This is a genomic window from Micromonospora sp. LH3U1, assembly GCF_028475105.1.
In the GTDB taxonomy this organism is placed as follows: domain Bacteria; phylum Actinomycetota; class Actinomycetes; order Mycobacteriales; family Micromonosporaceae; genus Micromonospora.
In genome coordinates this window covers 6,102,594-6,127,899 of sequence record NZ_CP116936.1, presented here as the reverse complement: position 1 = coordinate 6,127,899, position 25,306 = coordinate 6,102,594, and the positions used below count along the sequence as shown (strand labels likewise).

The window sequence follows — 25,306 nt, the reverse complement described above, 5'->3', positions numbered from 1 at the left end:
CTCCACAGCTCGTCATCTCCCGCGTGTTCGACGCGCCGCGGGAGCTCGTCTACCGGGCCTTCACCGATCCCGACCACCTGGCGGCATGGTGGGGCCCGACCGGCAACTCACTACCGCGCGACGAGATCGAGTTCGACGTACGCCCCGGCGGCTTTCAACGGTGGACGGAGGTCAGTGCAGCCCAACCCGAGCTTCGCGTGCACATCCACGTCGACCTCACCGACGTTGCCGACGGCGAACTGCTCGAAGGCGTCATGCACGTCGGTGGCCGTCTGCAGGAGGGCATCGAGCCGTTCGAGACGAGACTCCGGGTCGAGTTCCACGACGAGGCGGACGGACGGACGCGACTCGAGATCCGCCAGTGGCTCCCCGAACATCTGGCGCGCCCCAGCGAGGAGGGTTGGCGCCAGGCGTTCACCAAGCTGGACGCCAGGCTGATGAATGTCCACGCTGTTGCAGCTAATCATCGAGAGGTATAGGCATGGCAAAGCTGATCTACGTGACGAACGTGTCGCTTGACGGCTACATCGAGGACGAACGCGGCGCGTTCGACTGGTTTCCACTCGGCGACGAGGTATTCGCGTTCCACACCGACCTCCTGCGGTCCGTGGGCACGCTTCTCTACGGGCGGCGCCTGTACGAGACGATGGCCGTCTGGGAGACCGACACCGCTCTGGCCGCGCAGTCCGACCTCACGGCCGACTTCGCGAACGCCTGGCAGGCGGCGAGCAAAGTCGTGTATTCCACGACCCTTCCCGCGGTGTCAACTGCCGACACCCGACTCGAACGCCGTTTCGACCCCGCCGCAGTACACGAACTGAAGGCCACGGCCAGCAGCGATCTCACCGTAGGAGGTGCCAACCTTGCGACGCAGGCTTTCAAGGCCGGGCTGGTCGACGAGTGCCAGCTGATCGTCTGCCCCGTTGTCGTCGGCGGCGGCAAGCCGGGGTTGCCGACCGGCATGCGCGCCAACCTCGAGCTCCTCGATGAGCGCCGATTCCGAAACGGCGTCGTACACCTCCGCTACCGCACTCTCGGACAGTGAACGACAGCGGTGACGCCAGCATGAGATCTTGGACAGTTTCCGTTCCGCGCGAACGGAAACTGTCCAAGATTCACAGCTACGGCGTCGCGGAGTTGCCCAGATGGGTACGGAGGAAGTCGAGTTCCAGCGGAAGTAGGCGCTCGGCGGTGCCGTTCGCGGCCATGTGCGTGGCCCCGGTCAGCGGCAACACGGCGTGCGGGCGGCCCGTGCTCAGCAGGGCCGCGGAGAGCCGGAGCGTGTGTGCGGCCACCACGTTGTCGTCGGCCAGACCGTGCACCAGCAGCAACGGTCGGGCTTGGTCCGGGCTGGTGACCGGCTCGGCGGCCAACTCGACAAGCGAATGGTGCGCGTAGAGGTCCGTGCCGTCCTCCGGCAACCCCAGATAACGCTCGGTGTACGCGGTGTCGTACAGCGCCCAGTCGGTCACCGGGGCGCCCGCGATCCCGCACCGGAACAGCTCCGGGTGGCGCAGCACCGCCAACCCGGCCAGCCACCCCCCGAACGACCAGCCGCGCACCCCCACCCGACCCAGGTCCAGATCCGGGTGCTTGCCGGCGAGTGCGGTCAGCGCGTCGATCTGGTCGGTCAGGATCACGTCGGCCACCCGTCGGTGGATCGCCTTCTCGAACGACGGGGCCACCCCCGGCGTACCCCGGTTGTCGATGGTCACCACCGCGAACCCGGCGTCTGCCCACCACTGCCGCTCCAGCCAGGCCGCCCGCGCCGCCACGACCTCCTGGTGCCCCGGCCCGCCGTAGATGTCCAGCAGCACCGGCAGCCGCCGGCCCGTCACGTGGTTGTCCGGGTAGAGCACCGCCGCCGGCAGCCGCCGGTCGGTCACCCGTTCCAGCAGCGGCAGCGGAGAATACGGCGGGGTGGCGGCGAACGACCGCAACTCGGCGAGCTCCTGATCGCCGCGACGCACCGTCCAGCGCACCCCGGCATGGTCCAGCGACGCCATACCGACCACCAGCACGTCCCCGCCCACCGCCGCGGTGTACCAGCCGGAGTCGGTGGTGAGCCGCCGCGCGTCCACCCCGCCGCCGATGGTGGTGCGGACCCGGAACAGGTGCCGCTCGCTCGGCTCGCCGTCGCTCGCCTCCACCAGCAGGTCGGCGGGTCCGGCGGCGGCCGGCAGCCGACCCACCACCCGCCGCACGTACAGCGACGGCGGGGTGAGCAGGGTGCCGTCGGCGAACAGGCACCGCGCGTCGTACCCGTCGTGTGCCAGCTCCCCACCGACCAGCACCCGGCCGTCCGGCAGGTGTGCAGGTGTGCCGGCGATCGGCTCGACCCAACGCGGATCGGCCAGCTCGGCGTGCACCTGCGTCTCACCCGTTCGTGGGTCCACCGCCAGCACCAGACCGTGCTGCTGCGAGCGGCGCAGCACGGTGATCAGCGGGCTTCCCTCCATCCAGCTGACCGCGGTCAGGTACGGGTAGGTCTCCCGGTCCCAGTGCACGTCGACCCAGCCGTCGTCCAGGTCCAGCAGGTGCAGGCTGACCTCCGCGTTCGGCCCACCAGCCCGGGGGTACGCGACGGCGGTCGGCGGGCTGGCCGGCTCGGCGGGGTCGTGCAGGTGCCAGCGGTCCAGGCGGGACTCGTCGACCCGGGCGGCGAGCACCGAACGGCCATCCGGCGCCCACCAGTAGCCCCGATACCGACCGAACTCCTCAGCCGCGATGTGCTCGGCCAACCCCCAGCTCACCCCGGCGTCCTCGCCGGCCAGCAGGCTGTCGGTGCCGTCGGCCTCGATCAACCGCAGCTCGCCCCGGCGCACACCCTCGGCCGCATCGGTCACGTACGCCAGCCGCTGCCCGCTCGGGTCCGGACGGGGATCCAGCACCGGGCCGACGGCGGCCACCTCCACCACGTCGCCGTGCACCAGGTCGGCCCGGAACAGCCGCCCGGCCAGCGCGAACACCGCAACGCGCCCGGCGGCGTCCAGCGCGTACGAGCCGATGCCGGCGGCGCTGAGCCGCAGCCGCTCACGCAGCGCGCGTTCACCGGGGGAGAGGGACCTGACATCCCCACCCTCGCCCAGCAGGGTTGCCGGATCGGCGACCACGCGCTCCTCGGCGGTGGCCACGTCCAGCAGCCAGAGCGCGTCCGCCGGATCCTCCGGGCCGGCAGAGCGCAGGAAGATCACACGGGAGCCGTCCTCAGCCACGGAGACAGCGCGTGGAGCGCCATGGCTGAACCGGCGGGTGCGGGCGGCCAGCTCCGGAAAGTCCACACGCCAAATCGTAGAGCGGTACCGGGGGTGATGTGGCCGACCTGGGCGGACGCGTCAGCGTCAGCCGGGCGGAACCGCCAGTTAGAGTGACCGTCGTGACGATGCTGCCCGACCGCCGCCTGCTGCTGGTCCATGCGCACCCCGACGACGAGTCGATCGGCACCGGCTCGACGATGGCCCACTACGCCGCGGACGGCGCGCACGTCACGCTGGTGACCTGCACCCTCGGCGAGGAGGGCGAGATCCACGTGCCCGCGCTGGCCCAGCTCGCCGCCGCCGAGGCCGACCAGCTCGGCGGATACCGGATCACCGAGCTGGCCGCCGCGTGCGCCGCGCTCGGCGTCAGCGACTACCGCTTCCTCGGCGGCGCCGGCCGCTACCGCGACTCGGGAATGATGGGGCTCGCCACCAACGAGCACCCCCGCGCCTTCTGGCAGGCCGACCTCGACGAGGCCGCCGGGCACCTGGTCGAGATCATGCGGGAGGTACGCCCGCAGGTGCTGATCACGTACGACCCGAACGGCTTCTACGGCCACCCCGACCACATCCAGGCGCACCGGGTGGCGATGCGCGCGGTCGAGTTGGCCGCCGCCGAGGGCTGCGCCCCGCTCAAGGTCTACTGGACGGCCATGCCGCTCAGCGTGCTGGAGGCCGGCATGACGCACTTCGCCGAGTCCTCCGACAACCCGTTCGGCGGCATCAAGGACATTGCCGACCTGCCCTTCGGCACCCCGGACGCCCAGATCGCCGCCCGGATCGACGGCACCGACCAGCACACGGCCAAGGAGGCCGCGATGCGGGCGCACGGCACCCAGATCCCGGCCACCTCCTGGCTCTACTCGATTGCCGGCAACTTCGGCGGCGAGTTCATGGGCGTCGAATTCTTCACCCTCGCGGTCGGCGAGAAGGGCCCGGGCGTCGGGCCGTACGGCTGGGAGGACGACCTCTTCGCCGGGCTGCCCGAGGAGACCGCCCCGGACCGGTCCCCGGTCGCGGCGGCCGGTCTCCGGTGACCCTGCCCGCCGTACCGATGACGGTCGTCGACGCCCCGGACACCCCGCCCCCGGCGGGGCCGCCGCCGCGGCTACTGGACCTGGGCCTGCGGCTGGCCGGCGCGATCGTCGTGGTGGTCGCCGGAGTGCTGACCGGGGTGTTGGAACTGCTGCTCGCCACGGTCCGCGTCGGCGGGCAACTGATCGGCGTGTCGGCACTCCTCGCCATCGGCGCCAACATCGTGCTGAGCTGGTTCGCGTACGAGGCGGTCGGCCGCAGGTGGGCGGTGGCGCTGCCGGCGGTGCCATGGTTCGCGCTGATGGCCGTGGCCGCCATCCGGACCAACGAGGGCGACCTGCTGCTGGCCGGAGACAACTGGGTCGGCCTGGCCATGATCGTGGCCGGCGCGATGACGTTCGCCGTGATGGGCTTCCGGCAGATCCTCGCCCCGCCGCTCGCTCTGCACGGCTGATGACGGCACCCAGGTAAGGGTGGTAGATATTCCTGCCAGGGATACGGGCCCCGCGACGGGGCGAACGGCAGGAGGTCCTGCGATGGACAGACGGTGGCGCGACGTCGGAGTGCTCGTAGCAGCACTGTTCGCGGTCAACGTGGTCGCCCGGCTGATCATCCGGTTCGGCTACGACGGTGACGACACCGTCGCCGACCGGGTTTCGTTGGCGATGTTCGTGGTGATCGGGCTGATCCTGGCCGTGGTCGCCTTCCGCTGGGGTGGTCAACGAACGCTGGCGGGCTGGGCGGCCGACATGGCCCTCGTGGTGCCGGTGGCGATGGCGCTGACCGTACTGGTCGGGCCTCTGCTGGTCGGTCACAACCCGTTCGCTGGCGGTGCGGCGACGTTCCTTGCCCAGATCTGGCTCTACCTGCTCGCCGCCGGCGCCGGCCTACTGATCGGCTACCTGGTGCTCACCGCGCTCGGGCGTGACTATCGCTCCCGGCAACTCAAGCAGTACGCCGAGGTCAATGCCGCCAAACCGCGCCGAGTCGTCCGCCGCTGACCCGCCGCCGGGCTGGCTGGGCGTGGGCCGCTGGGCGTACGCCGCTGGGCCGTGCGGCTTGATCAACTCGGGTTCGTTGATGTCGGGGTGTCCCGGGCCTTCGGATACCGCGACATCGTGAAAGGCGAGTCGATCAAGGGCGCTCAGGGTCAGTGCGGAGCGACCCGCGTCAGGTAGGTGTGGTGGGTGGTGAAGCCGAGCCGCTGGTAGAGCGCGACCGCCGCCATGTTGCGCTGCTCGACCTGGAGGAACGCGTGCGTGGCGCCGCTGGACACGCCCCAGGCGGCCAGCTCGTGGATCACCCTGCGGCCCAGCCCCTGCCGGCGGACCACCGGCAGCACCTCGATCAGGCTGAGGCCCAACCAGCGCCCTTGGCCGGTCACCGTGCCTCGGCCGACTGCCACCAGCGTGCCGTCGGCGTACACGTGGGCGAAGCGGACCTGGTCCACGGCGGTGAGCACGTGCCGGGCGGCCTCCGGCAGGCCGCCCTTGCGGCCGGCGGCGATGGCCAGCCACTCCTCGCTCGGCGCGGTGGCCAGCTCAACGACCGCACTGCCCCACTCGCCGGCCTGCCGGCCGACGGCACCGGCCCTGCCGTCCTTCCCGGTAGCGGTACCGGGTTCGTCGGCGGCCGCCCTCGCCTCCCCGCCTGCGGCATCGGCCTGCTCGGCGGCCGTGCCAGCGGCGGCACCGGCCTGGTCGGCGGCAGCGCCGGTGTGCCCGCCCGCCGCGCCGGCCGGTTCGGCCACGGGGAGCGGCCTGGTCTGCACCAGGGTCGGCGGTCGGACGCCCCAGCCGCGGGCGTCCAGCTCGGCGCCGACCGGCGCGGCGAGTGGCAGCGGCGTGTTGATCATCGGAGGCTGGCCCTGCTCGGCGTACCAGCGCTCGACCGCGTCCACAGCGGCGGGCAGCGGTCGGTCCGGGTCGCCGATCGGCAGCGCCGAGTTGGCCCGCCCGGTCCAGCCGTCAGCCGACCGGAGCAACCAGTCACCGAGCCGGCCCCGCGTCGGTGCCGGCCAGGCCTCGTCGGCGGCCCGTTCCAGCGCCACCACCGCCGCGGCGGTCGGCCGACGGGTCGGCGGCACCCGCTTGGCTCGGTGGACCTGCGCCACCGGGACCCGCAGCTGGCCCTGCGCGGTGGCCAGCGTGAGATGAGTCTCGCTCAGCTCGACCAACTCGCCGAGGGCGTCGGAGAAGAGCGGCCGGCCTTCGCGAATCCCCACAATCCGGCGGACCACGATCCGGTGTCCCACATCCTGCTGTCGGAGCACGATCGACCCCCTCCCCGGCGAGATACTAGGCTCTTACCGTCGCGGGAGATCGCGGCGTGTCTTGCGGAGGAGAAGACCGGTGACCTACATCATCGCCGAGCCGTGCGTGGATGTGCTCGACAAGGCATGTATCGAGGAGTGCCCGGTCGACTGCATTTACGAGGGCAATCGGATGCTCTACATCCACCCCGACGAGTGCGTCGACTGTGGTGCCTGTGAGCCCGTCTGTCCGGTGGAGGCGATCTTCTACGAGGATGACGTCCCGGAGCAGTGGAAGGACTACACGGGCGCCAACTACGAGTTCTTCGAGGAGCTGGGCTCGCCCGGTGGCGCCTCGAAGATCGGCAAGGTGGAGAAGGACGCCACCTTCGTCGCCGCGCAGCCGCCGCGCGGCGAGGGCCACTGAACCGGCCCGCGCCGGTCTCGTCGCGGCTGCCCGAGTTCACCTGGGACACCCTGGACGCCGCGGCCACCCTGGCCGCGGCGCATCCGGAGGGCCTGATCAACCTCTCCATGGGTACGCCGGTCGATCCGGTGCCCGAGGTGATCCGCCGGGCGTTGGCTGACGCGTCCGATGCTCCCGGTTACCCGCTGACCGCCGGCACCCCGGCGTTGCGGGCCGCGATCGCGGCGTGGGTGTCCCGGGCCTGTGGCGCCGGGGTCGACGGTCTCGGCGTGCTGCCGACCATCGGCTCGAAGGAGTTGGTCGCCTGGCTGCCCACCCTGCTCGGCATTGGCCCGGGTGACGTGGTGGTGGTGCCGTCGATCGCGTACCCGACCTACGAGGACGGCGCCCGGCTGGCCGGCGCCACCGTTGTCCGTACCGACTCGCTCACCTCGGTCGGGCCGACCTCGCGGGTCCGGTTGGTCTGGGTCAACTCGCCCGGCAACCCGACCGGCCGGGTGCTGCCCGCGGCGCACCTGAAGAAGGTGGTCGACTGGGCCCGGGAGCGGGGCGCGGTGGTCGCCAGCGACGAGTGCTACCTGCCGCTCGGCTGGTCGGCCGAGCCGGTCTCGGTGCTGTCCCCGCAGGTCAGCGGCGGCAGCTATGCCGGGGTGCTCGCCGTGCACTCGCTGTCCAAGCGTTCCAACCTGGCCGGCTACCGGGCCGGCTTCGTCGCCGGTGACCCGGCGCTCGTCGCGGAGCTGCTGAAGGTCCGCAAGCACGCGGGCATGATCGTGCCCGCGCCGGTGCAGGCGGCCATGGTGGCCGCACTGGAGGACGAACGACACGCCGAGGAGCAGCGGGAGCGCTACCGCGCCCGGCGGGAGGTGCTGACCGCCGCGTTCACCGGTGCCGGGTTCACGGTCGAGCACTCCGAGGCGGGCCTCTACCTCTGGCTCACCAGAGGCGAGGACTGCTGGCAGACGGTCGACTGGCTGGCCCGGCGCGGCATCCTGGTGGCCGCGGGCGTCTTCTACGGTCCCACCGCCGGACAGTATGTCCGGGTTGCGCTGACCGAGTCCGACGAGCACGTCGCGGCGGTCGCGGCCCGCCTCGTTTACGCCTGATCGCGGTCCGGGCGGTCGACCCTTGCGAGCCGACCGCCCGGACGGCGTCAGTCGGTGATCCGGCGGAAGACCCGCAGCAGGGTGTTCCGGCTCTGCTTCTCCAGCAGCTCGCTGGACATCAGCTCCTGCATGGTGATCACCCGGCCGTCGTGCAGGGTCAGCTCCGCCTTCAGCGGCACCTCCCGCTTGACGCCCACAGAGACGATCTCCTCGTACGGCAGGAACGTGTGCCGGGCCGCCAGCTCCGCGATCGGCACCGAGTCGACCAGCGCGCGCAGCCGCTTCTCGCCCTGGCTGGCCTTGCCGGGGTCGACGATCAAGACCAGCCCCCGGTCGAGGATGAGTACGTCGTGCTCCTTGCCGTCGATCTTGATGTTGGCCAGCGCGCCGATCAGATCGGCGTCCCGCCCGGAGACCCGTTCCTCCACCACTGTCGCCCCGGAGGGGTCGATGCCCAGCTCGGCCAGGCGGGCAAGCGCCACGTCCAGGGTTTGCGGCGCGACGGCAAGCTTGGCGATCTCGGCGAGGTCCCACGGTTGCCCGTCCGGGCCGACGAGCTGCGCCGGGCCGGACCAGGAGAGTTGCCAGTGGGCCTGGCCGGACCGGACGGCCGCGTTGTCGAGCAGCGTCTCCATCGGCCCGGCGAACCGGGCGCTCGCCTCCTTGCGGGTGGCGTCGCCGAAGAACTGCTCGGCAAACTCGCCCAGTCGGCCGGAGCTCACCAGGTCCAGCACCGTCGTGAGGCCCGGCCCGGTGACGCCCGTGAACCGCCCCGCTGCCCGATAGATGCCGTCCGCCTGCTGTTGCACCCCGGCCGCCACCGACGCGGCGGTGAACTGCGTCCACGGCAGCGCCTGCCGGCGGCCGTGGTCGACCACGATGCCCTGCAACTGCCTTCCGGCGGCGGCCATGTCGGCGAGCAGCAGCGCGGCCGGCCGTTCGTCCGGCGTGACCGTCCCCGCCGGGAGGGCCGCCATCGCGGCGACCCGGACGCCGATCGGCGGGTGGGTGTCCCAGGGCGACGGCTCCCGATCGGCGGCGTTCTCCCGCAGCTCGGTGATTTCATCCCGCCGTGCCTGGAGCAGTTGGCCGAAACCGCCGAAGAGGTCGTCCGGCACCAGCTCGGCAGACCAGCCCGGCTCGACGTACCGGCGCATGAAGAAGCCCCAGGCCGCGTCGAGCGCTGGCAGCGTACGCAGCGCGGAGGCCGCGGCGTCGTGCCCGGCCAGCAGCACCGAGGACCGGTCGGCCTCCAACTCCTGCCGCCGCGACGCGGCGTTGTCCACCATCAGGTAGAGCTTCGAGTAGCCCTTGAAGACCCAGCCGATCGGGTTGCGCGGGCTGATCCGCTCCAGCGTCTCCGCGATCGCCAGCCGGCCCCGGTACGCCACGGCGCCGAGGCGGGTGTGCTTGCCGGAGTAGTGGCCCAGCTCGTGCGCGAGCACCGAGCGCAACTGGTCGATCCGCATCGCCTGGAGCAGCGGCAGTCCGACATACAGGGTGCGCCGTCCACCGACGAGGCCGAGCAGTCGGCTCTGCTCGGCGACCGCCGCATTCACCTCCGGCACCAGCCGGATCTCGTCCGGCGCGCGAGTGCCGACCGCGGTGGCCAGCTCGCGTACGTTGGCCCACAACCCCGGGGCCTCGCGCTCGGTGACGATCAGACCAGGTGCCGGTTCGTTCTTCGTACGGATGGCGCGCCAGAGCCCGACGGCCACCGCGCCCAGCGCGACGACCAGGGGCAGCAGGAGCTTCCCGGTGACGAGCCCGTTGGTGTGGCCATACAGCCAGACCCCGAGCGCGGCTACGGCGGCGAGCTGTAGGAGCGCGACGACGTAGAAGCCAATCAACATGACCACCGAGGCGAGCGCCCGGTATGTCGCGGACATTTCGTTTCCTTCCCCCGCTGTGAGCCCGCGTCGAAGCGGCGGGCGGAGCGGACCGTACGACGTCGGTCTGAAGAGGACAACCCCCTTCCGGATCGGCCTCGTCAAGATCTACGATCTGCCGGTCGTCACGGGGTGAGAGGAAAATTCGGCATGTGGCCGTTCCGGCGTAGCAGCAAGCAGGTGGCGGTGCCCACGCTGACCGTGGACCCGACGGAGGGTGACCCGACCGCGCGGGCGTTGCGGGAGGCCGGCGAGCGGCGGGACTGGGGAGCCATCCGTGATCTGCTCACCCCGGTGACCGATCCGGACGATCACGCCTTCTACGTCTCGGCGGTTGCCAACGTGGACGGCCTACAGGACTGGATCGGTGAGTGGATCGAGGCCGAACCGCGGTCGACGCTGCCGGTGCTGGTCCGTGGGGCGCATGCGGTCTACTGGGCCTGGGAGGCCCGCAGCAGCGCCCGTGCCTCGCAGGTGAGCGAGGATCAGTTCAAGGAGTTCTGGCGGCGGCTGCGGTTGGCCGAGAACTGCCTGGACGAGGTGGTCGACCGCGACCCGGGTGACACCACCGCGCGCACCTTCCTGGTCACCTCGGCACGCGGCCGCCAGGTGGACCGGGCCGAGGCGACCCGGCGTTTCGACGACGTGGTCACCCGGCACCCGTGGCACCGGATCGCACACGAGCAGATGCTCCAGTACCGCTGCCACAAGTGGTACGGCAGCCACGAGGAGATGTTCGAGTTCGCACGGGCGGCGGTGGCAAAGTCGCCGGCCGGCTCGGCGCTCGGGCACCTGGTCGTCGTCGCGCACCTGGAGAAGTGGCTGGACCTGCCCGTCGGCGAGGACGACGAGTACCTGGACGATGACGCGGTGCGTGCAGAACTCGCCGCCGCCGCCGACCACTCGGTGCGTCACCCCGACTACCGGCGCCAGCCGGGCTGGGCCAGCGTGCACAACACCTTCGCGATGGGCTTCTCGAAGGTCGGGGACCTACGATCCGCCGCCGGCCAGTTCGAGGTGATCGGCGATCAGGTGACCGCCTGGCCCTGGCAGTACATCAACGGCAATCCGGCGATCCCGTTCATCGCGTGGCGTGACGACGCGATGGCCGTCGAGGACTGACCCGCGTCCGTGGCTCGGCCCTGGCGATATCCTCGGCCCCGGACCTGGTCGGGGCCGCGTCGGCCCCGCACCCCAGCAGGAAGGCCGAGGTGCGCGGATGGTGGACAGGCCCGGTGCGCGGGTACGGGCGGCGGTGATCGGCACCGGCCTGATCGGCGGTTCGGTGCTGCTGCGCCTGGCCGATGCCGGCCTGGACGTTGCCGGATGGGATCCGGACCCGGCGACCCGTGAGCGGGCCCAGCATCGGGGGGTGATCGCCCCGGCCACGATCGAGCAGGCCGTGGCCGACCGGGACGTGGTCTTCCTCTGCGGCCCGCTGCCCACGCTCCCGCGCACCCTGGCCCGGGTGGCCGAGCTGACCGCGCCCGGCTGCGTGCTCACCGATGTCGGCAGCACCAAGGTCGAGGTGACCGAGGCAGCCAATCGGCTCGGGCTCGCCGACCGGTTCGTTCCCGGGCACCCGATGGCCGGTGCGGAGTCCGCCGGCCTGCCCGCCGCCTCGCCGACCCTGCTGGCTGGTTCCGCCTGGGTGCTCTGCCCGGCGACGGGCGCCGCGACGGACGCCTTTCGCTGGCTGACCGGGCTGCTGGTGGAGCTGTTCGGCGCCCGGGTCGTGCCAATGTCGGCACCGGCACACGATTCGGTGGCCGCGCTCGCCTCACACGTGCCGCACCTGCTGGCCGGTGCGCTGGCCGGGGCGGCACAGCGGGCGCCGCTGCGCGACGCGGTGCTGGCGCTTGCCGCGGGCAGCTTCTCCGACGGCACGCGGGTCGCCGGTACCCCGGCGGAGCGGACCGCGAACATGCTCCTCGGCAACCGCGACCGGGTGCTGGACGAGTTGGCCGGGGTCCGCGCGTTCCTGGACGGGCTGGCCGCCGCGTTGCGGGCCGACGACGCACCGGCGCTCATCGCCCGGTACGCGGAAGCCAGGGCGGCCCGGTCGGCGCTGCTGGACCGGCGGTTCGCCGGTCAGGCCCGGGAATTCCCGACCGGCGGCGACCACGACGCCGAGGTGACCTGGCTGCGAGGGTTGGGTGACGCCGGGGGGCACCTGACGGGGTGTCAGGTCGGCTCGGACGCGGTCTCCTACGCCGCGTGGCGTCCGGTAGCTGACTAGGCTGAGGGGCATGGCGGTGGACAGTCCGGTGGTGCAGGTGCGCGGCGAGGCGTACCGGGAGGTGCCGCCCGAGCTGGCCCGGTTCGCGGTCACCGCGACAGCGCGAGATCGGGACCGGGAAGCCACCCTGACTCGGCTGGCCGAGCGTGCCGCCGCGGTCCGGGTGTTGCTGGACGGCTCCGGGCCGGCGGTGGCGCGACGGGAGACCGGTGACCTGCGGGTGCGGCCGGAGACCCGCCGCTCGGGCGAGCGGGTGATCGCCTGGCACGGCAGTGTCACCACCACCGTCACCGTCACCGACTTCACCGCCCTCGGCGAGCTGATGCTCCGGCTGGCCGACCAGGACCAGGTCGAGGTGGCCGGGCCCTGGTGGGAGCTTCGCCCGGACAGCCCCGCGCACCGCGAGGCCCGACACGCCGCGATCAACGACGCGCTGCTGCGGGCACGGGAGTACGCGGAGGCGCTCGGTGCCCAGGTCACCTCGTTGATCGAGCTGGCCGACGCCGGCTCGGCCGACCGGCCGATGTTCGCCCGTGCGGCGTTCGACGTCGGAGGCGGCGCGGGTGGCGGCGCACCGGAGTTGGAGTTGGACCCGCAGCCGCAGACCGTGCAGGCGGCGGTGCAGGCGCGGTTCACCATCAGCGACCCGGTTCTGGGCTGATGCCGCCGGCCCGGGTGCTGTCCGTCGAGGAGTTGGTGGCGAGGGCGTGCGCGCTGGCCGAGGCTGGTCCGCGACAGCTGCTCGGCATTGCTGGTGCGCCGGGCGCCGGGAAGTCCACGCTGGCGCAGCGGATCGTGGCCGAGGTCGGATCGGCCGCCCGGCTCGTGCCGATGGACGGCTTCCACCTGGCGCAGTCGCAGCTGGTCCGGCTGGGACGCGCCGACCGCAAGGGTGCGGTGGACACCTTCGACGCCAATGGCTACGTCTCGCTGCTGCGCCGGTTACGTTGGCTGGAGCCGACCTCGGTCTACGCACCGGAGTTCCGGCGGGAGTTGGAGGAGCCGGTGGCCGGGGCGATCGAGGTCCCGCCGTCGATCCGACTGGTGGTGACCGAGGGCAACTATCTGCTGCTGCCGGACTTCCCGTGGCAGGAGATCCGTTCGTTGCTGCACGAGGCGTGGTTCCTCGACCTGGACGTCGAGGTGCGGCAGCGTCGGCTGGCCTCCCGGCACGAGGCGTTTGGCCGGTCGCCGGAGCAGGCACGGGCGTGGGCGCTGGGCAGCGACGAGTCGAACGCCGCCCTCATCACCCCCACCGCCGACCATGCCGATCTGGTGGTCCGCCTGACCGAGCCTCCGGCGGCCTGACCGAGACCGCCGGGGCGCACCGGGTTGCGTTACTCCACGACGTCGAGCCCAGGCGTTAGTCGAGCTCGCGGACCGGCCGGGCGGGGTTGCCGACCGCGACCACGTTGGCGGGCAGGTCCCGGGTGACCACCGCGCCCGCGCCGACGACGGTGTTCGCGCCGATCGTCACGCCCGCCAGCACGATGGCGCCGCCGCCGAGCCAGACGTTGTCGCCGATGACGATCGGCTTGGCGGCCTCCCACTTGTCGCGGCGCGGACCGGGCTCCACCGGATGGGTCGGTGTGAGCAGCTGCACGTTCGGTCCGATCTGGACGTCGGCACCGATGGTGATCGGTGCGACGTCGAGGAAGACCGCGTGGTAATTGACGAAGCTGCGGGGCCCGATGCGGATCTGCCAGCCGTGGTCGCAGTAGAACGGTGGGCGGATCCAGGTGCCCTCGCCCACGTCGCCGAGGAGGTCACGCAGTGCCGTGAGGCGGGCCTGCGGGTCGGCTGCGGCACTGGTGTTGAAGCGTTCCATCAGCCGGGCAGCTCGGTCCAGGTCGGCGATGATCTCGGGATCATCCGCCAGGTACGGCTCGCCGGCGAGCATTCGGTCCTTCATGGAGGTCACCCGGTCGATGATGCCCGCCGATCCCGTCGTCGGTTGGCAGGTCCGTCATATTTTCGACCCCTATTTTGCATACCGGGTATGTAATACTGGCGGCGGTCTATGCCTCTCATGGATATCAACGCTCCACCGAGGAGGATCCGTTGCATCGACGCAGCAGAATGGCCGCCGCCGTCACCGCCGTAGCAGCCCTCGTACTGGGCACTCCGGTGACCGCCGTGGCCAACCCATCCACCACCGCCCCTGGCGCCGCCCCGCGTTCCGCGACCGGCGCCGCCACCACGAAGACGGTCACCCTGCTCACCGGCGATCGGGTCACCGTCACCGCGTCCGGGTCCGCCGCGGTCCGACCCGCGCCCGGTCGTACTCATCTGCGGTTCTTCACCACCCGCGACCGTGGCCAGCTCACCGTGCTGCCGCAGGACGCCCTACCGCTGGTCCGGTCCGGCCGGGTCGACCGGCGACTGTTCAACGTGACCGGGCTGATCGCGGCCGGCTACGACGACGCCCGCCGGGACCATCTGCCGGTGCTGGTCACCAGTGGCGCGGGTGCTCGGCAGCGCGTTGCCGCGCCCACCGGGCTGACCGTCACCGCGCAGTTGCCCGCGATCGGCGGGGTGGCCGCGACGGCGGACAAGCAGCGCGCCACGGCGGTCTGGGCGGCGCTCACCGGGACCGGCGCCCGGGTCGGCACGGCGGGGGGTGCCGACCGGATCTGGCTCGACGGCCAACGACACATCACCCTGGATCACAGCGTGCCGCAGATCGGCGCGCCCGCCGCGCACCAGGCGGGGTTCACCGGTCAGGGCGTCCGCGTCGCGGTGCTGGACACCGGTATCGATGCCGGCCACCCCGACCTGACGGGCAGGGTCGGCGAGTCGCACAACTTCACCGAGGCCACCGATGCCGGTGACACCGTCGGTCACGGCACCCACGTCGCCTCGATCATCGCCGGCAGCGGTGCCGCCTCCGGTGGCAAGTATCGGGGCGTCGCCCCGGACGCCACGCTGCTCAACGGCAAGGTCTGTGAGGACCAGGGCTGCGCGGAGTCCGCGATTCTGGCCGGCATGCAGTGGGCCGCCGTCGACCAGCACGCCGACGTGATCAACCTGAGCCTGGGCGGTCCCGACACGCCCGACGTCGACCCGTTGGAGGCGGCCGTCGAGTCACTGACCGCCCAGACCGGCGCGCTCTTCGTGATCTCGGCGGGCAACGCCGGCACGGACGGCTCGGTCGGCTCACCGAGCACCGCGGATGCCGCGCTGTCGGTGGGCGCGGTGGACCGCGACGACGCGCTGGCTGACTTCTCCAGCCGCGGCCCTCGGGTGGGCGACGGCGGGCTGAAGCCGGACCTGACCGCACCCGGGGTGGAGATCGTCGCCGCCCGGGGCGACGGCACGCTGCTCGGCGACCCGGTGGGGGAGAAGTACGTCGCGCTCTCCGGCACCTCGATGGCCGCGCCGCACGTCACCGGCGCGGTGGCGCTGCTCGCCCAGCAGCACAGCGGTTGGGCGGCACCCCAGCTCAAGGCGACCCTGATGGCCTCGGCGAAGCCGCACCCGGAGCAGACCTCCTTCCAGCAGGGTGCCGGCCGGGTCGACGTGGCCCGTGCGATCACCCAGCGGGTGGTCAGCGACCCGGTCAGCCTCGCCTTCGGGCAGCCGGCCTGGCCGCACGACGACGACATCCCGACCACCCGGGAGGTCGGCTGGCGCAACGACGGGCCGGACCCGATCACCCTGGACCTGACCCTCGAGGTGACCGGACCGGACGGGCAGCCTGCGCCTGCCGGCCTGTTCACCCTGGCGGCGGGCCAGGTCACCGTGCCGGCCGGCGGCACCGCCGGCACCACGGTCACCGTGGACACCCGGATCGGCACGGACGGCTACTGGGCCGGGCGGATCGTGGCCCGCTCCGGGACGACAGTTGTGGTCACCCCGGTGGCGGTGAACCGGGAGGTGGAGAGCTACCAGGTCACGGTGCGCCACCTGGACGCCACGGGAGCGGCTGCCGCGGAACACGTCACCGCGCTGGTCAACCTGGACAACTCCGTCTCCTACGACCTGTACGACCCGGACGGCACCGTCGACATCCGGGTGCCGAAGGGCCGCTACGGGCTCGTCAGCATTCTCTTCGCCGAGAACGGGCTCGCCCAGCTGGCCCAACCGGAGCTGGTCGTCGACAGCGACACGGCGGTCACCGTCGACGCCCGGAAAGCCCGACCGGTGCGGATGGCCGTTCCGGAGCGATCGGCCGCGCCGGCACTGGTGGACATCGGAGCGATCTTCTTCGGCGACGACGGCAGCTACCACGGGTTCGGCATCCTCTCGTCCGACTTCACCGGGTTGGCCACCGGGCACCTCGGCCGAGCGGTGTCCCGTGAACGGTTCGTCGCGACGGTGAGCAGCCAGTGGGCACAACTGGAGGTGGCCAGCAGCCCCTACCTGTACGCGCTCGCCGAGACCTTCCCCGGCCGGATGCCGACCGGGTTCGACAAGACGTACCGCAGTAAGGATCTGGCCAGCGTCACGCACCAGTTCCGGGGCGGCTATCCGGGTCTGATCGCGGACCGGGTGGTCTTCGCGCAGCTCGACCCCGACGTGGGCAGCTGGGCGGTCAATCTGCCCACCGCGGTGCCCGGGCAGCGGGTCGAGCACTACAACACCCGTGGGGTGCGGTGGTACTCGGAGCTGATGTTCGGGGTGCCCACCGACGACGGGTGGCTCGACGGAAAGGCGGTGCTGATCGCCGAACCGAGGGCGTACCGGGCCGGCTGGCACACCCGGGAGAGCTGGAACAGCGCGCCGTACGGGACGTCGTTCCCGACGCCGCGTTGGCCGGGCCAGGGCGTCACCCGAATCGGTGACGAGATCCGGGTGGACGTTCCCCTGCACAGCGACGCCGAGGGGCACGCCGGTGGGTCGGTCTCCGACGCCGCCCGGACCGCCCTCTACCGCAACGGCAAACTGGTCGGCGAGTCGCCGGAGCCGGGTTTCGGGCAGTTCACCGTGCCGCCCGGCAATGCCAGCTACCGACTGGAGGTGTCGTCGACGCGGAGTTTCACCGACCTCAGCACCGAGGTCAGCACGGCGTGGACGTTCCGTTCCCGACACGTCACCGGCGACGACTATCGCAGGCTGCCGGTGTCGGCCATCCGGTTCGCACCGCCGCTCAACGCGGACAACAGCGCTGCCGCCGGCCGTCGTCTGGTCATCCCGGTGCAGGTGCAGCGGCAACCCGGCGCCGCCGGGTCGCGGTTGACCAAGCTGACCGTGGACGTCTCCTACGACGGCGGACGAAGCTGGCAGCCCGCTCGGGTCCGGCACGGAGGGCACGGCTGGACGGCCACCGTCCGGCATCCCGCCGGGACCGGTTACGCGTCCCTGCGGGCCACCGCCCGGGACGCCGCTGGCAACACGGTGACCGAACGCATCATTCAGGCGTACCGGTTGCGCTGAGGCGTACCCCGTCCGGGTCCGCGGCCGAGTGCCGCGACCCGGCGGGTCGCTCAGTCGTTGGCGTGCAGGGCGGCGTTCAGCTCGATGCCGCGGCCGGTGCGCGGCCGGGCCTCCAGCGCGCCGGTCACCGAGTTGCGCCAGAACAGCAGACCGTCGACGCCGGACAGCTCCCGGGCCTTGACCACCCGGCCGTCCGGCAGGGTGATCTTCGAGCCGGCCGTGACGTAGCAGCCGGCCTCGACCACGCAGTCGTCGCCGAGGGAGATGCCGATGCCGGCGTTCGCGCCGACCAGGCTGCGCTCGCCGATGCGGACCTTGTCGGTGCCACCGCCGGAGAGGGTGCCCATGATCGATGCGCCCGCGCCCACGTCGGAGCCGTCGCCGACCACCACGCCCTGCACGATCCGTCCCTCGACCATCGAGGTGCCGAGCGTGCCGGCGTTGAAGTTGCAGAAGCCCTCGTGCATCACGGTGGTGCCGGCGGCCAGGTGCGCGCCGAGGCGGACCCGGTCGGCGTCGGCGATCCGCACACCGGAGGGGACCACGTAGTCGGTCATCCGGGGGAACTTGTCCACCCCGTACACCGCCAGGTGGCGACCCGCCGCCCGCTCGATCACCCGCAGCTCGTCCACCCGCTCCGGCGGGCACGGCCCGGCGGACGTCCAGGCCACGTTGGCCAGCTTGCCGAAGATGCCGTCGAGGTTGAGCTGGTTGGGTCGGACCAGGCGGTGCGAGAGCAGGTGCAACCGGAGGTACGCGTCCGAGGCGTCCTTGATCGGATCGTCCAGGGAGCCGATCACGGTGACCACCTGGACGGTACGCAGACCGGGCAGTGACCGGTCACCGAGCGCGGCCGGCGGCAGGTCGAGCACGTCCGCCTTGTCCTCACCGGCGACCAGTGGCAGCTCGCCCAGGCCCAGCTTGCCGGTCGGGTACCAGGTGTCGAGCACCTGCTCGTCTGCGGTGACCGTGGCCAGGCCGATGCCCCAGGCGGAATCTGCGGACGTCACTGTTACACCCCTCGGTCGCGGCCGGGATGGCCGCAAGCTCGCTCATCACGCTGACAGACCTGAAGGTACCGTGCGAACCATGGAGAACCCGCTGACCCCCGAGGTCCTCGCCGATCCGGTGCAGCTGACCCGCGCTCTGGTCGACATAGAGTCCGTATCCCTGAACGAGAAGGCGATCGCCGACTGTGTCGAAGAGGTGCTGCGGGGCGTATCGCACCTGACGACTCACCGGCACGGCAACACGGTGATGGCGCGCACCGACCTCGGTCGGTCGCAGCGCGTCGTGTTGGCCGGGCACCTCGACACGGTGCCGCTGAACAACAACTTTCCGTCGACCATGCGCGGCGACCTGATGTACGGCTGCGGCACCTCCGACATGAAGTCCGGTGTCGCGTACGCGCTGCACCTGGCGGTGACGCTGCCCGACCCGCGCTACGACGTGACGTACTTCTTCTACGAGGCCGAGGAGATCGAGTCGCAGTACAACGGGCTCAACCTGGTCCACCAGGCGTACCCGGAGTGGCTGGAGGCGGACTTCGCGGTGCTGCTGGAGCCGACGTACGGCATCGTCGAGGCGGGCTGTCAGGGCACCATGCGGGCCATCGTGACGACGACGGGTGAGCGGGCGCACGCGGCGCGCTCCTGGCACGGTGTGAACGCCATCCACGCGGCCGGTGAGGTGCTGCGGCGGCTCCAAGCGTACGAGGCACGCCGGGTCACCATCGAGGGGTGCGACTTCCGCGAGGGAATGAACGCGGTGCGGATCAACGGTGGCGTCGCCGGCAACGTGATCCCCGATCGCTGCGAGATCGAGGTCAACTACCGGTACGCGCCGGACCGCGACCCGGCGGCGGCGGAGGAGCACCTGCGGGAGGTCTTCGCCGGCTTCGAGGTGGCGGTGACCGATGCGGCGGCCGGTGCAGCCCCCGGGCTGGAGGCGGCTCCGGCTAAGGAGTTCCTGGCGGCGGTGGGCGCGGCGCCGATCGGCAAGCTGGGCTGGACGGACGTGGCCCGGTTCGCGGCCATGGGGATCCCCGCGCTGAACTTCGGTCCGGGTGACCCCAACCTCGCCCACCACAAGGACGAGCACGTCGAGATCAGCAAGATCCGTGACGGTGCGGCAACCCTGCACCGTTGGCTGGCCCCAGCCTGACCCCGACCCGGCCGTGCCGGTCGCGCCGGGTGATCAAGAGGCTTGCGTCAGCCGGGCCCGTTGTCGGCGACGCAAACCTCTTGATCGGCTGCGGATGGGGCGGGGGTTGCGGGGGAGGTGAGGGATAGGGGGACTGGGTCCTGCTGGCGGGTGCGGCGGCGTTCGGCCACCACGTCTCGGATCCGTCGCTGCATCTGGCGACGGATCCGGATCATCTCGCTGTTGCTGATCACGCTGTCTCCTCCCCCGAAGGCGCGCGCCGGGGCATACCCGGTATGTGAATAGTAAGACGTACGGGGGAGCGGAATAGTTGCCCATGATCCCAAACTATTTCTCGGCGTCCGCGCCCCGCGCACCCGGAAGGTGCGGCTCCACTACGGTTGCCCCATGAGCCAGAGCAACGGGCGGGAGGCCGGTCACGGTCCGGGACGAGAGCGGCACCGGGGCGCGGTCACGCTGCGCAGAGGCGCGATCCCGAGCAGCACCGCCGATCAGCGGTTGCTGGATTCACGTGGTCGGGGCGACTGGAAGACCAAGGACGCGTGGCGCGCGCTGCGCATCCTCTCCGAGTTCGTCGAAGGCTTCGACACCCTCGCCGACCTGCCGTCGGCGGTCAGCGTCTTCGGCTCCGCGCGCAGCGGGCCGGACAGCGCCGAGTGCCAGCTGGCCGAGCAGGTGGGCGCCGCGCTGGCCCGAGCCGGCTACGCCGTGATCACCGGGGGTGGGCCGGGGGTGATGGAGGCCGCCAACCGCGGCGCCAGCGAGGCCGGCGGGCTCTCCGTCGGGCTCGGCATCGAGCTTCCGTTCGAGCAGGGCATCAACGAGTGGGTCGACCTCGCCATCGACTTCCGCTACTTCTTCGCCCGCAAGACGATGTTCGTCAAGTACGCCCAGGCGTTCGTCGTACTGCCCGGCGGGTTCGGCACGATGGACGAGCTGTTCGAGGCGCTCACCCTGGTGCAGACCGGCAAGGTCACCCGGTTCCCGGTGGTGCTCATGGGGGTCGCCTACTGGCAGGGCCTGCTCGACTGGCTGCGCGACACGATGGCCGCCGACGGCAAGATCGGGCCGGTCGATCTGGACCTGATCTGCCTCACCGACGACGTCAACGCCGCGGTCCGGCACATCGTCGAGGCGGAGGCCGCACTCTCCGTCGAGCAGGAGGCGGTCCGCGACGAGGCCGTCGCCCGTACCGGCGCGGACCAGCAGGCCGCCGCCGAACAGGCCGCCGAGCAGCCGCGGGACAACTGATGGCGGCGATCTGCGTCTTCTGCGCCTCCTCCCGCACCCTCGATCAGCGCTGGTTGGACCTGGCCGCCGAGACCGGTGCGGAGCTGGCCCGGCGCGGGCACACGTTGGTCAGTGGTGGCGGCTGCGTCGGCATGATGGGCGCACTGGCCGACGGCGCGCGATCCGCCGGTGGGCGCACCGTGGGGGTGATCCCACAGTCGCTGGTCGATCTGGAGGTCGCCGACCTGGCCTCGGACGAGCTGCTGGTGACCGACTCGATGGCCAGCCGCAAGACCCTGATGATCGAGAAGTCGGACGCGTTCCTCACCCTGCCCGGCGGACTGGGCACCCTGGACGAGCTGTTCGAGGTCTGGACCACCGCGACTCTCGCTCTGCACTCGAAGCCGATGGTGCTGATCGACACCGACGGGTTCTACCGTCCACTCCTGGACTGGCTCGACGCGCTGGCCGACCAGAACTTCCTCAAGTCCGCCGGCCGCAATCTCCTGACGGTGGCCACGTCCGTCCCCGCCGCCCTGGACACCCTGGAGTCCCACCTAACCTGACCTCACCCGGCCCTCCGCCCCCCTCTCCCGTCGATCATGAAGTTAGCGGCGCGGCTGTCGGCGTGTCGCGCCGCTAACTTCATGATCGACGGGAGAGGGGGTGGGGTTGGGGGTGTGGGTTGGCGGGGGTTGGTGTCGTATGGGCGTGATGGGATGAGCTGATGCAGGCGTACCGGTTGGTGCGGCGGTCCTCGGGGCCGGCGCCGGGGGACGGGCCGGGTGGTGGCACCGTGGCCGCCGGCAGCGGCGCGTCCGTGGGCGCCGTCCTGCCCGCCGAGGGGATGGTCCGGCGGGTCGATCCGGTGCAGGCGGAGGTGGTCGGGCACACCGACGGGCCGATGCTCGTGCTCGGTGGACCGGGCACCGGCAAGACCAGCACGCTTGTCGAGGCGGTCGCCGCCCGGGTGGCCGAGGGGGTCGACCCCGAACGGATCCTGGTGCTGACCTTCGGCCGCCGAGGCGCCACCGCGCTGCGTCAGCGCATTGAGGCCCGGGTCGCGCAGGACGGCCACCGGGTGCTGCGCGAGCCGCTGGTCCGCACCTTCCCGGCGTACGCCTTCGGGCTGCTCCGCCGAGCCGCCGCCGAACGGGGCGAGCCGTCCCCCCGGCTGCTCACCGGCCCCGAGCAGGATCTGATCATCCGTGAGCTGCTCGACGTGGTGGGCGAGGAGCCCGAGGACGACCCGGTCGGCTGGCCGACCGACCTGCGCCCCGCCCTGCGGACCCGGGCCTTCGCCGGTCAGCTGCGCGACCTGCTCATGCGCGCCGCCGAGCGCGGCGTGGGTCCGGTCGACCTGGCCCGGCTCGGCGAGAAGCTCGGCCGCGCCGACTGGCCGGCCGCCGCCCGCTTCCTGCGGGAGTACGTCGCCGTGCTCGCGCTGCGTGACGTCAGCAACCGGGGCTCCATCGCGTACGACCCGGCCGAGCTGGTCCGAGCGGCCACCGGGCTGCTGCGCGACGACGAGGAGTTGCTGGCCGCCGAGCGCCGGCGGCTCGCCCACGTGTACCTCGACGAGTTGGCCGACACCGACCCCGCCCAGCTGGAGCTGCTCTCGGTGATCGCCGGCGGTGGCAAGTCGCTTGTCGCGTTCGCCGATCCGGATTCCTCCACGTACGCCTTCCGGGGCGCCGACCCGGCCGGGGTGACCACGTTCCCGCACCGCTTCCGGACCGCGTCCGGAGCGCCGGCCGCGCAGGTGCTGCTCACCACGTCGTACCGGGCCGGGCCGGGTCTGCTCGCCGCGATCGCCCGACTGGGCCGCCGGCTGCGCGGCCCTCGGCGCACCGCCGGCTGCACCCGCTGCCGGACGCGCCCCCGGGACGGTCGAGGTGCACACGTTCCGCTCGGCGACCAGCGAGGCCGCCTGGCTGGCCCACGCGCTGCGCTCGGCCCACCTGCTCGACGGCGTGCCCTGGTCGCGGATGGCGGTGCTGGTGCGGTCCACCGCGTTGCAGCTGCCCACCCTGCGACGGGCACTGCACGCTGCCGGCGTACCCACCGTGGTGCACGGCGAGGACCTGCCCCTGCACCTGCAACCGGCGGTCGCGCCGCTGCTGCTCCTGCTGCGCTGCGCGCTGGAGCCGGACCGACTGGACGAAGAGACGGCCGTCGCGCTGCTGCACTCGCCGTTGGGTGGGGCCGACCCGTTGGCCGAGCGGCGGCTGCGGCAGGGCCTGCGTGCGCTCGCGCTGGCTGGCGGTGACCGACGCCCTTCCGGGGAGCTGATCGTCGAGGCGTTGCGCGATCCGGCGGAGCTGGCCGGCATCGACCGGCGCTGGGCGGAGCCGGCGCAGACGGTGGCCGCGCTGCTGGCCACCGCACGGGACGCCGCCGCCCGGCCGGGTTCGACCGCCGAGGACCTGCTCTGGGCCGTCTGGCACGCCAGTGGTCTGGCCGAGCGCTGGGCGGGCGCGATCAACCAGGGGCGGCCGGAGGCCGGCGAGGGAGACCTGTCCCGGCGGCGGCGGGCCGAAGCGGCCGACCGCGACCTGGACGCCGTGCTGGTGCTCTTCGACGCGGCGGCCCGGTTCACCGACCGGCTGCCCGGTGCCCGCACCGAGGTCTTCCTCGACCACGTGCTCGCCCAGGACCTGCCGGCCGACACCATCGCCCCGACCGCCGACCGGGGCGCAGCGGTACGCCTGCTCACCGCGCACGCCGCGAAAGGTCTGGAATGGGACCTGGTCGCGGTGGCCGGCGTGCAGGAGGGCATCTGGCCGGACCTGCGACTGCGCGGCAGTCTGCTCGGCTCCGAGCGCCTGGTCGACGTGCTGGCCGGCCGGTCCGTCGGCGGCGCCACCGCGGCGAACGTGGTGGGTCAGACCTCGGCGTTGCTGGACGAGGAACGCCGGCTCTTCCACGTCGCCATCAGCCGCGCCCGGCACCGGCTGCTGGTCAGCGCCGTGGCATCGGCCGCCGTCGGCGGTGACGACCACGAGGAGCAGCCGAGCCGGTTCCTGCATGAGCTGGCCCCCGCCGCGCCGCCCAGACCGTCGAGCGGTGCCGGGCCGGCCGACCCGACGACACCGCCCGACCCGACGACACCGCCCGGCCCACGCAGCGGCCCGCAGGCCGGGGATCCCGCCGTCAGCCCAGCGAATGCCACGCCCTCCGGCGACGGCGCGACCAAGGGCGCGACCGGCGGCACGACCAACGGCACGACCGGCGGCACGACCGATGGCGTGAGCGGTGGTGACGGCGAGCCGGACCGTCCTGGGGCGCTGCCGGTGACCCGTCCACCTCGGGCGCTCACCCTGCCGGCGCTGGTCGCCGAGCTGCGTACCGCCATCACCGACCCGGCCGCCCCGCCGGCCCGGCGGCGCGCTGCGGCGGCCGAGTTGGCCCGGCTCGCCGCCGCCGGGGTTCCCGGTGCGCATCCGGACGACTGGTGGGGACTGCGCGCGCTCTCCGACGATCGGCCACTCGTCGACGACGGGGATCCGGTGCGGGTCACCCCGTCGGCGATGGAGAGCGCGCTGCGGTGCAGCCTGCGGTGGCTGCTGGAACGGCACGGCGGCAGTGGCCCGACCAGCACCGCGCAGGGGGTGGGCAACCTGGTGCACGCCGCCGCGATGCTCGCCGAGGACGCCAGCGCCGACCGGGGCGCTCTGCTCGACTACGTGGCGGCCCGGTTCGACGCGATCGAGCTGGCGGCCCGGTGGATGGCCGGGCCGGAGCGGGAGCGCGCCGAGGCGATGGTCGACAAGCTCCTGCGCTGGCTGGCCACCAACCCGCGTCGGCTGCTCGCCATCGAGCACGAGTTCGCGGTCCGCCTGGACGACCCGGACCGGCCGGTCGACCTGACCGGTCGGGTCGACCGGCTGGAGGTCGACGAGGCCGGGCGGCTCGTGGTGATCGACCTGAAGACCGGCAAGTCCACCGCTGTCACCGGCACCGAGTTGGCTGAGCATCCGCAGCTCGGCGCCTACCAGGCGGCGGTGGAGGCGGGGGCGTTCGCCGAGTTCGGTGAAGAGTCGGGTGGCGCCGCGCTGGTGCAGCTCGGCACCTCCGCCAAGGATGCCAGGGAGCAGAATCAGCCGGCGGCCAGTGAGGGGCCGGCTGCCGGTTGGGCGACCGCGCTGGTCCGGCGGACCGCCGATACGATGGCAGCCGCCACGTTCGCCGCGGTGGCCAACTCGAAGTGCCGGGTCTGCCCGGTGCGCACCAGTTGCCCGGTCTCCGGGCAGGGGCGTCAGGTGGTCGAGCCGCCAACCGTCCGAAACCGTGAGGGCGAGGAGTGAGCCGGTGTTGCGACCTGAGACAGCAC

The 25,306-nt window shown here is 72.3% G+C and carries 20 protein-coding genes and 1 pseudogene; 16 read left to right on the top strand and 5 right to left on the bottom strand.

The features are described 5' to 3' along the window. Positions 1 to 23 precede the first annotated feature (23 nt). Entirely contained in the window at positions 24 to 479 is a 456-nt protein-coding gene (locus PCA76_RS28060) for an SRPBCC family protein (protein ID WP_272613443.1), read from the top strand. A gap of 2 nt (positions 480 to 481) precedes the next feature. After that, complete coding sequence (locus PCA76_RS28055; protein ID WP_272613442.1) at positions 482 to 1,045, top strand: dihydrofolate reductase family protein; 564 nt, start codon at positions 482 to 484, stop codon at positions 1,043 to 1,045. A 76-nt stretch (positions 1,046 to 1,121) separates the two neighbouring features. Here PCA76_RS28055 and PCA76_RS28050 read toward each other — a convergent pair whose 3' ends face one another. Next, positions 1,122 to 3,281: a S9 family peptidase gene (locus tag PCA76_RS28050; RefSeq protein ID WP_272613441.1), complete on the bottom strand. Its 2,160-nt coding sequence runs from the start codon at positions 3,279 to 3,281 to the stop codon at positions 1,122 to 1,124. Between the two features lie 86 nt (positions 3,282 to 3,367). On the opposite strand from PCA76_RS28050, the gene mshB reads away from it, so the two are divergent. The 3 genes from mshB to PCA76_RS28035 all read left to right on the top strand — a co-directional run bounded on the left by mshB (position 3,368) and on the right by PCA76_RS28035 (position 5,293). Next, the gene (gene mshB / locus PCA76_RS28045) at positions 3,368 to 4,294 is read left to right on the top strand and encodes an N-acetyl-1-D-myo-inositol-2-amino-2-deoxy-alpha-D-glucopyranoside deacetylase (protein WP_272613440.1); all 927 of its coding nucleotides are present in this window, start codon (positions 3,368 to 3,370) and stop codon (positions 4,292 to 4,294) included. A gap of 17 nt (positions 4,295 to 4,311) precedes the next feature. Beyond that, on the top strand, positions 4,312 to 4,746 hold the full coding sequence (locus PCA76_RS28040; protein WP_272613439.1) for a hypothetical protein: 435 nt from the start codon (positions 4,312 to 4,314) through the stop codon (positions 4,744 to 4,746). An 82-nt stretch (positions 4,747 to 4,828) separates the two neighbouring features. Next, entirely contained in the window at positions 4,829 to 5,293 is a 465-nt protein-coding gene (locus PCA76_RS28035; RefSeq protein WP_272613438.1) for a hypothetical protein, read from the top strand. Between the two features lie 149 nt (positions 5,294 to 5,442). Here PCA76_RS28035 and PCA76_RS28030 read toward each other — a convergent pair whose 3' ends face one another. Beyond that, positions 5,443 to 6,564: a GNAT family N-acetyltransferase gene (locus PCA76_RS28030; RefSeq protein WP_272613437.1), complete on the bottom strand. Its 1,122-nt coding sequence runs from the start codon at positions 6,562 to 6,564 to the stop codon at positions 5,443 to 5,445. Between the two features lie 79 nt (positions 6,565 to 6,643). Between PCA76_RS28030 and fdxA the strand changes: the two genes are divergently transcribed. Next, positions 6,644 to 6,970 (top strand): ferredoxin, encoded by a 327-nt coding sequence (gene fdxA, locus PCA76_RS28025; RefSeq protein ID WP_091422126.1) that lies wholly within the window; start codon positions 6,644 to 6,646, stop codon positions 6,968 to 6,970. Continuing rightward, a complete protein-coding gene (gene dapC, locus PCA76_RS28020; RefSeq protein ID WP_272619686.1) occupies positions 6,967 to 8,076 on the top strand; it encodes a succinyldiaminopimelate transaminase in 1,110 nt (369 codons plus the stop codon). Before fdxA ends, dapC begins: the two co-directional genes overlap by 4 nt. 47 nt (positions 8,077 to 8,123) lie before the next feature. On the opposite strand, the gene PCA76_RS28015 is transcribed toward dapC, so the two are convergent. Further along, a complete protein-coding gene (locus PCA76_RS28015) occupies positions 8,124 to 9,965 on the bottom strand; it encodes a M48 family metallopeptidase (protein ID WP_272613436.1) in 1,842 nt (613 codons plus the stop codon). A gap of 150 nt (positions 9,966 to 10,115) precedes the next feature. Here PCA76_RS28015 and PCA76_RS28010 point away from each other — a divergent pair, with 150 nt between their 5' ends. The 4 genes from PCA76_RS28010 (at position 10,116) to PCA76_RS27995 (ending at position 13,512) form a co-directional block, all read left to right on the top strand. Continuing rightward, positions 10,116 to 11,087 carry a DUF4034 domain-containing protein gene (locus PCA76_RS28010; protein WP_272613435.1) on the top strand — a complete coding sequence of 324 codons (972 nt, stop codon included), beginning with the start codon at positions 10,116 to 10,118 and terminating at the stop codon, positions 11,085 to 11,087. Between the two features lie 97 nt (positions 11,088 to 11,184). Continuing rightward, positions 11,185 to 12,204 (top strand): prephenate dehydrogenase, encoded by a 1,020-nt coding sequence (locus PCA76_RS28005; protein ID WP_272613434.1) that lies wholly within the window; start codon positions 11,185 to 11,187, stop codon positions 12,202 to 12,204. Between the two features lie 10 nt (positions 12,205 to 12,214). Beyond that, positions 12,215 to 12,865, top strand: a complete 651-nt coding sequence (locus PCA76_RS28000) for an SIMPL domain-containing protein (protein WP_272613433.1) — start codon at positions 12,215 to 12,217, stop codon at positions 12,863 to 12,865. Then, complete coding sequence (locus tag PCA76_RS27995; RefSeq protein ID WP_272613432.1) at positions 12,865 to 13,512, top strand: nucleoside/nucleotide kinase family protein; 648 nt, start codon at positions 12,865 to 12,867, stop codon at positions 13,510 to 13,512. Before PCA76_RS28000 ends, PCA76_RS27995 begins: the two co-directional genes overlap by 1 nt. 55 nt (positions 13,513 to 13,567) lie before the next feature. On the opposite strand, the gene PCA76_RS27990 is transcribed toward PCA76_RS27995, so the two are convergent. Beyond that, positions 13,568 to 14,125, bottom strand: coding sequence for a sugar O-acetyltransferase (locus tag PCA76_RS27990; protein ID WP_272613431.1), 558 nt, complete (start codon positions 14,123 to 14,125; stop codon positions 13,568 to 13,570). Between the two features lie 140 nt (positions 14,126 to 14,265). On the opposite strand from PCA76_RS27990, the gene PCA76_RS27985 reads away from it, so the two are divergent. After that, complete coding sequence (locus PCA76_RS27985; RefSeq protein ID WP_442930169.1) at positions 14,266 to 17,580, top strand: S8 family serine peptidase; 3,315 nt, start codon at positions 14,266 to 14,268, stop codon at positions 17,578 to 17,580. 50 nt (positions 17,581 to 17,630) lie between these two features. Here PCA76_RS27985 and dapD read toward each other — a convergent pair whose 3' ends face one another. Further along, positions 17,631 to 18,590 (bottom strand): 2,3,4,5-tetrahydropyridine-2,6-dicarboxylate N-succinyltransferase, encoded by a 960-nt coding sequence (gene dapD, locus PCA76_RS27980; RefSeq protein WP_272613430.1) that lies wholly within the window; start codon positions 18,588 to 18,590, stop codon positions 17,631 to 17,633. A 79-nt stretch (positions 18,591 to 18,669) separates the two neighbouring features. Between dapD and dapE the strand changes: the two genes are divergently transcribed. The 4 genes and pseudogenes from dapE (at position 18,670) to PCA76_RS27960 (ending at position 25,280) form a co-directional block, all read left to right on the top strand. After that, on the top strand, positions 18,670 to 19,743 hold the full coding sequence (gene dapE / locus PCA76_RS27975) for a succinyl-diaminopimelate desuccinylase (protein WP_272613429.1): 1,074 nt from the start codon (positions 18,670 to 18,672) through the stop codon (positions 19,741 to 19,743). A gap of 387 nt (positions 19,744 to 20,130) precedes the next feature. Beyond that, positions 20,131 to 20,994: a TIGR00730 family Rossman fold protein gene (locus PCA76_RS27970; protein ID WP_272613428.1), complete on the top strand. Its 864-nt coding sequence runs from the start codon at positions 20,131 to 20,133 to the stop codon at positions 20,992 to 20,994. Further along, positions 20,994 to 21,539 carry a TIGR00730 family Rossman fold protein gene (locus PCA76_RS27965; RefSeq protein WP_272613427.1) on the top strand — a complete coding sequence of 182 codons (546 nt, stop codon included), beginning with the start codon at positions 20,994 to 20,996 and terminating at the stop codon, positions 21,537 to 21,539. Before PCA76_RS27970 ends, PCA76_RS27965 begins: the two co-directional genes overlap by 1 nt. Positions 21,540 to 21,820: 281 nt before the next feature. After that, positions 21,821 to 25,280 (top strand): annotated as a pseudogene (locus PCA76_RS27960) (ATP-dependent helicase). The last annotated feature ends 26 nt before the right edge of the window (positions 25,281 to 25,306 follow it).